A 10,003-nucleotide genomic window follows, 5' to 3' on the forward strand; every position below is an offset into this window, starting at 1 on the left:
TATCGCCGGACCGTGATTTGAAGATTAAACCGGCACAAGATTGGCATAGCTCAAGATCAGCCATTTACTGCCCTCTATGCCGAAATTAACCAGCACCCGCGTGTTCGCACCTGATCCCTCGTGATCGATGATGGTGCCTTCGCCAAACTTGGCATGGCGCACGGCCTGACCGATACGCCAGCCCTCCTCCGTGGATTCTGGTTTGGCGGGTAACCCGGATTGCGCCCGGAACGCCTGTTGCGCTCGTGGCCGGATTTCGTCAATCAATGCTCCGGGTAGTTCCCCCAAAAACCGCGAAGGCATCGGGAACATTTGTCGTCCATGCAAGCGGCGCGATTCGGTGCTGGTGAGGATCAGCACCTTTTGTGCCCGGGTGATGCCGACGTAACACAGTCGCCGTTCCTCTTCGAGCCGACCGGGTTCATCGATGGACATCTGGTGCGGGAAAAGCCCCTCTTCCATGCCAACCAGAAACACGTGATCAAACTCCAGCCCCTTGGCCGCGTGCAAGGTCATCAATTGCACACAGTCTTCCCAGGCTTCACCTTGCGCATCGCCCGCGTCGAGACTGGTTTGGCTCAAAAAGGCATCCAGCTCACTCATACCCTGTGATTCTGCCGGATCAAACACGAATCCACGCGCCGCATTGATAAGTTCGTCCAGGTTTTCGAGTTTGCTTTGCGCGCGCTCTTGATCGCGGTCCTTCTTGTGCTGCTCACGCAGACCGCTTCGATCAATGCACATGGCCACACGATCAGCCAATGTTTGTGCAGCCGTTTCGACGGCAAGCGAATCGATCAAATCAATGAATTGCCTAAAACCGCCCGATGCGCGCGGGGGAAATGATCCACTCGCCAACAGGTTTTTTGCCGCCTGCCATAATGAGGTTTCAGCCGTTCTGGCCTGATCACGCAGCGCCTGAAGGGACTTGTCGCCCAAGCCCCTTGCCGGGTTGTTGATAACCCGCTCGAAGGCCACATCATCATCGCGGTTGGCCACCAGACGAAGGTATGCCAATGCATCGCGGATTTCAGCACGGTCGAAGAATCGCAATCCACCGTAAACCCGGTAGGGCAAACCGGCACGGATCAAGGCTTCTTCAATGGCGCGAGATTGCGCATTGGCCCGATAAAGAATGGCGCATTCGCTGCGTGGAAGGCCATCCCGTACCGCCTGCTCGATTTGCTGGGTCACGAAATAGGCTTCATCCTGCTCATTGAAGGCGAGGTAGTAGCTAATCGGCTGCCCCCGCTCGCCTTCCGTCCAGAGCGTCTTGCCCAGACGCCCCTGATTGCGCGTAATGATGGCATTGGCCGCATCGAGAATATGCCCGGTCGAGCGGTAATTCTGCTCAAGCCGAACGAGATGCGTGTTCGAGAAATCGCGGGCAAAGTCATGAATATGTTCAATTTTCGCGCCACGCCATCCATAGATGGACTGGTCATCATCACCCACGGCGAAAATACCGTTATCTTCGCCGACCAGAAGCCGAGCCCAGGCATATTGCAGGCTGTTGGTATCCTGAAACTCATCGATCAGGACTTGTCTGAACCGGCGTTGATAATGTTGACGTAATGTATCGTGATCCCTCAGTAACTCTGTGGCACGCAAGAGCAATTCGGTGAAATCGACCAATCCGCCGCGCTGACAGATATCTTCATAGGCCTGGTAGACAGGCATGATCGCATCATTCAGGTGATCGCCACTCGTCGCCAGATGTCGCGCCCGGAGCCCCTGCTCTTTCCAGCCGTTGATGAGACCTGCAACCATGCGCGGCGGCCAACGGGCCTCATCCATATTGGCTTCACGCAGCACCCTTTTGACCAGGCGGAGTTGATCGTCCGAATCCAGAATCTGAAAGGACGGCGGCAGACTGGCTTCCTGATGGTGCATCCGCAGCAGGCGATTGGACAGGCTGTGAAAGGTGCCGACCCACAATCCACCCAGACCGGAACTTGCTGTAACGGCCTCATCCGGGCTCAGCAACGTGGACAATCGCTGGCGCATCTCACCCGCTGCCTTGTTTGTGAACGTCACCGCCAACATGCTGTGCAACGAGAGCCCCTGCTCTTCATGCAGCCAGGCCATGCGGTGGGTAAGTACGCGGGTTTTGCCTGAGCCGGCACCGGCAAGTACCAGGGTGGCCAACGAGGGGCTCGTTACGGCCTCACGTTGCGCTTCGTTCAGTGGATCGAGAATTTTATTCGTCATAGGTGCAGATTGTACCGGTGATGTCGTGCTTTTTACCTGCGCTGTTGTGAATGATGGCCAATTAATTTATGTGAATTTATTTGCTGCAAATAACAAACCCGGCTTTCCGATGAGGTGGTGTCCTCAAAGAAAAGCCGGGTGGTTCTGAATTTTGCGGGCGCAGTACCCGCTATTCGTCAATGCGATGATGCAAGACGTCCCGGTATCATCACTTCACGTTCTACTTCAGATACGCGTTCTGACACAATGGTTTTATACAGGTTGTAAACCATCAGAATGGTGCCACTCAAGAAGAAAGCGCCACCGATGAAACGAACGACGTAGGGAATATGCAGGAACGCGACCGTTTCAACAAAGGTATAAGCCAGATTGCCGTACTGATCGAAGGCGCGCAGCATCAAACCCTGCCCGATGCCGGAAACCCACATGGAGACGACGTACAGCACGATCCCGATGGTGGCAAGCCAGAAATGCACAAACACCAAGCGCGTGGAATACAGGCGGGTTCCCCACAGGCGAGGAACCATGTGATAGAACGAACCGAAGGTGATCATCGCTACCCAACCCAATGCGCCGGAATGTACATGGCCGATCGTCCAGTCGGTGTAATGCGAGAGTGCATTGACCGATTGCAGGGCGAGCATCGGCCCCTCGAATGTAGCCATGCCGTAGAAGGCCAGCGCGGTAACCAGAAACAGGATAATCGGATCAGTTCGCAGTTTCTCCCAGGCACCAGACAAGGTCATGATGCCATTGATCATCCCGCCCCATGATGGCAGCAGCAAAAGGATCGAGAAGGTGACCGATAATGAATTGATCCAGCCGGGCAATGCGGTCCATTCCAGATGGTGACCGCCAACCCACATGTACAGGAACGACAATGCCCAGAAGTGCACGATGGACAATCGATAAGAGAAGATCGGTCGTCCGGCCTGCTTGGGCACGAAGTAATACATCATGCCGAGGAAGCCGACGGTGAGCACAAAGCCGACAATATTGTGGCCGTACCACCATTCGGTCATCGCATCCTGCGTGCCGCTGAAGACGGAATAGGACTGCCAGACCGAATAAGGCACCTGCAAATTGTTGAAGAAGTGCAGGATAGCCGTGGCGAGAATGAATGCCATGAAGAACCAGTTGGCCACGTAAATGTGAGGCTGGGAACGGCGGCGCAGGGTGTTGGCATAGATCAGCGCATAAATGATCAGACCGATCATCATCAAAATGTTGTCCACCAGTGGATATTCGGCATATTCACGACTCTGACTATGCCCCGCCATCAGGGCCCATGCTCCAACGAGCACCACGGCCTGCCAGGCCCAGAACATCGTGTTGAGCAGGTATTTACCGCCCCATAAACGCGCCTGACATGTTCGCTGCACGATATAGAACGATGTGGCGATCAGCGCATTCCCGCCGAACCCCCAGATCACCGTATTGGTGTGTACCGGACGCAATCGGCCGAAGGTGATTTCGGGCACACCGAGATTCAGGGCGGGCCAGGCCAGCTCGGCGGCAATATAGATTCCAGCAGCCATTCCGACCAATGCCCATACCATTGAGGCAATCGTGAACATCTTGACGATGTCATAGTCGTAGAATGCGCCACTGGGCATGGTTGCGGATGATGTGCTCATCAAATACCCTCCCAGATCTGTCAAAAAAGAGTGACTTATAAATGTCACACGATGAAACCGGATCAAACCCGAAGGCGATTCCATGTTCTGGCTTTTCCTGGACGACCTTGAACGGCCTGCGCTTTGCGCTGTTTGAATTTAAGGAACAATCAGGCGACTGTTACATTCCTGAGTATAGGCGCATTACTATTTATTAATATTGCAATATATCTATGCCGGTATTTCATGGCTTGATGAGAATGATTTTCAACTCGATTGAAATAAAGTTGAAGAAAACGCACCCTTTTATGCGTTTTCCAAAATGAAGCGAGCAATATCGATCAGTTTGGCGCCCCGTTCCATGGCCCGTTGCTGCATCAGGCGATAGGCGTCTTCTTCACTCAGCTTTTGTTTCACCATCAGTTCGCCTTTGGCGCGTTCGATGGTCTTTCGCTCACTCAGGGCGTGACGCGCGCACTCGATCTCGTCATTCATGGCTTGCAGCCTAAGCGTCTGGGCATGGAGCAGGTCAAGAATCGAGCGGCTCAACTGGCTTCCGGGCGTATCCGCTGGCGAACTCCCCAATTCAACAGCCTGAACATTGAACAACCGAGCCGTTGGGAACTCCGACGGTTCGTCTAACAACTCAAGTCGCTTGAGCAGTGCACCGTGATCTTCAAGATCACTTTGTGCCAACTCGATTTTTTCGGCACAGAGTTTGACGAGTCGCTCGGATAACTCGTCCTCCATGGTCTTCATCATGTCCATGCGTTGTGAAGCCACATCGAACCATATTTCCGCCATCTCGCTACCGACGCGCGCATCAGGCTTCGTACGTTCGGCCATCCGGCGAAGTTGATCGATCTGAACCGTGATGTCGGACTGCTCACGTTCTGACCATGCATCCGTACACTCAGGTGCAGCAAATTCGGCAAATACATCGAGGCAGCGTCTTTGTCCTTCCTGTAAAAAATGCATCTTGTTCAGAAGTTGGGGGTCAAAATATCCCTCAACGAAGCCGACGACACCGGTGGCGCGTTCCTGCCCCGCCAACTCTTTTGACTGCATGAAATTAAACAGGGCGACGAGCGCGCTGGTGATTTGCGGATCAACCGCCGTATCAGCCGCTTCAAAAACAACTGCCAGCAACGCATTGATTAAATGAGTAAATGACTGCATGGAGTCGGAGGCGCTCAACAGCCGATCATGCACCTTGTGGCGTAATCGCGGCAAATCATCCAGCAGGTAGACCGCCAGGGCGACGCGGTTGAGCAGACGGATTCGATCGGCATGACAGCCTGAATCGAGCTTCATCTGATCGAAACACCCCCGCAGAGCGACTGCGGCAGACTCACTGCACTGGGAAAATTGCCTGAGTTCTCTTGCAAACTTCTGGCTGAAACCACCCAGATACAGATTGGTAAACCCCCGTTCTTTTTGCAGCGCGTGGATGGCGCGACTCACCGCGCTCACCAGTTCACTGGTGATGGCGAGATTTTGTAACGCTTGCAGCTCACCCTGCCGCGCGGCGAGCATGAAATCGAACGCGGATGTCATGCGTTCACCATCCGGCAAACCGAACGACACACATTGGAGATCAGGACAAACAAATCAAATACCGCCACTTGATCATCAATGTGCAACCTTCCTTTGCTTTTCATACAAAAATTTAAGTACTTCATGGCGATAATGGTTGTAGGTGGGGTTGTCTGCCAAGACTAATCGGTCTCGGGGTCGGGGTAAATCGATCGTCAGAATTTCGCCCACGGTCGCCGCCGGGCCGTTGGTCATCATCACGATGCGATCCGAGAGCAAAACCGCCTCGTCGACATCGTGCGTGATCATGATGACGGTGTTTTGCAAATCGGCCTGGATTTCCATCAGAGAATCCTGCAAGTGGGCGCGGGTGAGCGCATCCAGCGCACCGAACGGTTCATCCATCAACATCACCTTAGGCTGCATGGCCAGCGCCCGGGCGATGCCGACCCGCTGTTTCATGCCGCCGGAGATTTCGTCGGGCCGCTTGTGCATGGCGTGATCCATGTGGACAAGCTTCATGTTGTGCTCGATCCATTCGCGCATCTCTGATTTGGATTTCTTCCCCTTGAACACCTGTTTGACGGCCAGCTCGACATTTTCATAGGCCGTCAGCCAGGGCAGCAGCGAGTGGTTCTGGAACACCACGGCGCGCTCAGGCCCCGGCTCGGTGACTTCGCGTCCTTCGAGTATGACGCCACCGTGTGTGGCTTGATACAGGCCCGCCACGATATTGAGTACCGTGGATTTGCCGCAACCTGAGTGGCCGATCAAGGACACAAACTCACCCTTGGCTATTTTGAGATCCACCCCGTCGAGCGCGACAAAAGGGCCCGTGGGTGTGGGAAACTCAATCGAAACCTGACTGATTTCTAGGTATGCCGTTTGATTCATCACAAAACCCTTTTTTAAACAAAGATCAATCAGCGTAAAACCGACTTCTTGTCCCAGGAAATCCAGCGTTGCAGCAGCAACATGGTGCGATCGAGCATGAAACCGATCAGGCCGATCACAATCACCGCCACCATGATCCGGCTCAGCGAATCGGAAGAACCGTTCTGGAACTCGTCCCAGACGAACTTGCCCAGCCCTGGGTTCTGCGCCAGCATTTCCGCGGCAATCAACACCATCCACGCGATGCTCAAAGACAGGCGCAGGCCGGTGAACATCATCGGTAACGCAGAAGGCACCACGATCTTGCGTACATGCGTCCACCAGTTCAGCCGCAACACGCGCGACACATTCGTCAAGTCTTGCGAGATGGCCGCCACGCCCACGGCGGTGTTGATAATCGTGGGCCAGAGGCAACAGAGCAGCACCGTGATCATCGACACCAGATAGGATTTGGAGAACATCGGGTCGTTGCTGACGTATACCGCGCTGACCACAATCGTCACCAGCGGCAGCCAAGCCAATGGCGACACGGGTCTGAGAATCTGGATGATGGGATTCACCGCAGCATGCAGCCCGGCCGATAAGCCAATCGCAATGCCCAACGGTATCGCGATCAAAGAAGCCAGAATAAAACCCGAAAGCACGGTAACAAGACTGGTACCGATCTGGCTGACGAACGTCGGTTGCCCCGTGTACGGGTAAATCACCGCCTTGTAGTTCGGGTTTTGGGCCAGCAATTTGGCATTGCGCTCTTCTTGCATCTGGTAGAACTGGGCCTTTTTCTCCTGCGCTTGCTGATAATCCTGATAAAGGTTTTCAGATTGCACGGCCACCGCTTCCGGCCCCGGGAACGTGCCCAGCGACGTGTGAATGTGATCGGCCACCACGGCCCAGAGCACAAGAAACACGGCGATACCGACGACCGGCAAGCCAATCGCTTTGGCCATCTTGCGGAACAATGCGCCATCCAAAGCAAATTTACCTGTGCTCATGCAGCACCTACCTTGGGCATCTCATTCCCCTTGAAGCCAATTTTGAATTGAGCCAGATAATCATTCGGCTTGTGTGCGTCATACGTGATCTTGTCGATGAAGGTATCGGTAACAGGTTTGAAGCCGGTTTCCGTGGCAAAATCCGGGAACTGCGACGGCTTGAATTTGCCTTCGGCGATCAACGCCAGCGCGGCCTTTTGATAAATATTCGGCTTGTACACTGATTTGGCCGTATCGAAGTACCACTGATCTGGCTTTTCTTCACCAATCTGCCCCCAACGCCGCATCTGGGTTAAAAACCAAATCGCGTCGGAATAGTAGGGATAGGTCGCGTTGTCACGGAAAAACACATTGAAATCCGGTACGGGACGCACATCGCCCTTATCGAATTCGAAGGTGCCGGTCATGGATTTGGCAATCACGGCCTCATCCGCACCGACATATTGTGATTTGGCGAGAATTTTCACCGCTTCTTTACGGTTCGCGTTGTTATTTTCATCCAGCCAATGCCCGGCGCGAATCAGCGCCTTGACCAGACGAATGGTGGTGTTCGGATATTTTTTGGTGAATTCGTCCGTCAAGCCAAACACTTTTTCCGGATTGTTCTTCCAGATTTCAAGATCGGTGACGATCGGCACGCCGATACCCTTCATGATGGCCTGTTCGTTCCACGGCTCGCCCACGCAGTAACCGTCAATCGTGCCGGCTTGCAGGGTAGATGGCATTTGCGGTGGCGGGGTTACTGAGAGCAATACCTGCGCATCGATCTGCCCATTGGTATCGCCATGCGCCGGATCGTAAAAACCCGGATTCAAGCCGCCTGCCGCCAACCAGTAACGCAGGTAGTAATTGTGCGTGGATACGGGGAACACCATACCCATTTTGAAGGGCTTGCCTTGCTTTTTATAATCTTCAACGATGGGCTTGAGGTACGACGCGCTGATCGGATGAACCGGCTTGCCATCGGCCATCTTGGGTAAATTCGGCAGCATCTGCTGCCAGACGGAATTGGAAACCGTGATGGCGTTGCCATTCAAATCCATGGAAAACGGCGTGACCAGATGCGCCTTGGAGCCAAAGCCGATGGTCGCGGCCAGCGGTTGGCCTGCCAACATGTGCGCCCCGTCCAGTGAACCGCCGATCACGCCATCGAGCAATACCTTCCAGTTCGCCTGTGCCTGAAGTGAAACAAACAGGCCCTCATCCTGGAAAAACCCTTTTTCATAGGCAATAGCCAAAGGCGCCATGTCGGTCAATTTGATGAACCCGAGCGTCAACTGCGGTTTTTCTGCCGGCCCGACAGCATCCGCCGCCAGCGCCTCAGAGAACGCGCTGCGGCCGAGAACCGCGCCGACAGCCAAGGCCACGGCCGAAGCCATGAAGCGTCGTCGTCCTGTGTGCGTGCGGTCTGCTGTGGGGGAAATTTCGTGTGCGTCATTCAATTGATCTGATTTCATCGTATGGTCCTCATAAATGGTCACCGATGGGCAAAAAAAAACGCTCACAGAAATCCAATTCTGTGAGCGCCGTTGCCCTTGCGCCTCGGTGACTTCATCGCCACCGGGCTTGCTGTGATTTATAAGCAAAGGCCGTGCCATAATATATAAATCTTAAATATCAAATAGATAGTTTGGTTGATCTTCTTTCGCCCGATGATGATTGCACCATCGAAGCACAACTGAACGGCCGAGATGCCTTTTCATAAGGCAAATCAAGCAGTGCTTAATTCGCCTCGTGGGCACCCCGCGTCCGTGTTCCGGTTGCCCTCGCGTGAACCATCTTTCCCCTCGTTTGCTTTTTTTTGGTGCAAATAAAACCGGTAGCATCCACACAACTTATTGATAAATAAGGGACCAAGCAAGTGGCATAAGGATTGCTTTATTACTTCACAAAGTCATTAACGACAGAAAGTGTAATAAGACAAAGGCGTCTTTCCTGCCCCGAACGGTTCAAACCGTTTGCGGCGAGAAAGGCGCCTTTTTTATTTGGAGCAGAAAAAATGATTCGCCCCCGCCTGATTGTGATCGGAAACGGCATGGCCGGAATGCGTACCGTCGAAGAGTTGCTGAAACTCAAACCCGACCTGTACGACATCACGGTATTCGGTGACGAGCCCTACCCCAATTACAACCGCATCATGCTCTCGCCGGTACTTGCCAAGGAGCAGACCATCCCGGACATTATTCTCAACGATGAGAACTGGTACGCCGAACATGGCATTACCTTATACAAAGGTATCCGCGTTGACCGGATCGAGCGCACGAAGCGCGAGGTCATCACTCAGGATGGACAGGCATTTCCCTATGATCGCGTATTGATAGCCACCGGCTCGCGTGCATTTATCCCGCCCTTACCCGGTGCTGATCTGCCGGGCGTGGTGGGTTTCCGTAGCATTGCCGATGTAGACGCCATGCTGGCTGTGTGCCGCGAAGGTGGTCATGCGGTGGTGATTGGCGGCGGCCTGCTCGGCCTGGAAGCCGCCGCGGGGCTGGTTTCCCACGGCATGAATGTCACCGTGCTTCATCGCAACGGCAATGTGATGGATCGCCAGCTCGACGGCATGGCGGGTCGTATTCTGGAAAAAACACTGGAAGATCGCGGAATCAGCATTCGCTTGAATGCGCATACCGCCTCGCTGCACGGCACGGATCGGGTCGAAGCCGTCCGGCTCAAAGATGGTACCGAACTGCCCGCTGATCTCGTGGTGATGGCTGCGGGGATTCGCCCGAATATCGATGTGGCGCTCAACAGCCG

The 10,003-nt window shown here is 54.1% G+C and carries 7 protein-coding genes; 1 reads left to right on the forward strand and 6 read right to left on the reverse strand.

The genetic code is table 11. The features are described from left to right. Positions 1 to 24 precede the first annotated feature (24 nt). From uvrD to PHD44_RS07810, 6 genes are all read right to left on the reverse strand, one after another. Positions 25 to 2,211, reverse strand: a complete 2,187-nt coding sequence (uvrD, locus tag PHD44_RS07785; RefSeq protein ID WP_300189997.1) for a DNA helicase II — start codon at positions 2,209 to 2,211, stop codon at positions 25 to 27. Between the two features lie 176 nt (positions 2,212 to 2,387). Then, positions 2,388 to 3,848: a cytochrome-c oxidase, cbb3-type subunit I gene (ccoN, locus tag PHD44_RS07790; protein WP_300190000.1), complete on the reverse strand. Its 1,461-nt coding sequence runs from the start codon at positions 3,846 to 3,848 to the stop codon at positions 2,388 to 2,390. Between the two features lie 285 nt (positions 3,849 to 4,133). Continuing rightward, positions 4,134 to 5,384, reverse strand: a complete 1,251-nt coding sequence (locus PHD44_RS07795; RefSeq protein ID WP_300190002.1) for a nitrate regulatory protein — start codon at positions 5,382 to 5,384, stop codon at positions 4,134 to 4,136. Positions 5,385 to 5,459: 75 nt separating this feature from the next. Beyond that, positions 5,460 to 6,257 carry an ABC transporter ATP-binding protein gene (locus tag PHD44_RS07800; RefSeq protein ID WP_300190005.1) on the reverse strand — a complete coding sequence of 266 codons (798 nt, stop codon included), beginning with the start codon at positions 6,255 to 6,257 and terminating at the stop codon, positions 5,460 to 5,462. Between the two features lie 29 nt (positions 6,258 to 6,286). After that, complete coding sequence (locus tag PHD44_RS07805; protein WP_300190008.1) at positions 6,287 to 7,249, reverse strand: ABC transporter permease; 963 nt, start codon at positions 7,247 to 7,249, stop codon at positions 6,287 to 6,289. Beyond that, positions 7,246 to 8,706, reverse strand: a complete 1,461-nt coding sequence (locus PHD44_RS07810) for a CmpA/NrtA family ABC transporter substrate-binding protein (protein WP_300190011.1) — start codon at positions 8,704 to 8,706, stop codon at positions 7,246 to 7,248. The genes PHD44_RS07805 and PHD44_RS07810 overlap by 4 nt, the downstream gene beginning before the upstream one ends. Positions 8,707 to 9,248: 542 nt before the next feature. On the opposite strand from PHD44_RS07810, the gene PHD44_RS07815 reads away from it, so the two are divergent. Further along, the coding region (locus PHD44_RS07815; protein WP_300190014.1) for an FAD-dependent oxidoreductase at positions 9,249 to 10,003 on the forward strand (755 nt) is incomplete at its 3' end.

Source organism: Halothiobacillus sp. (assembly GCF_028710545.1).
Lineage (GTDB): Bacteria > Pseudomonadota > Gammaproteobacteria > Halothiobacillales > Halothiobacillaceae > Halothiobacillus.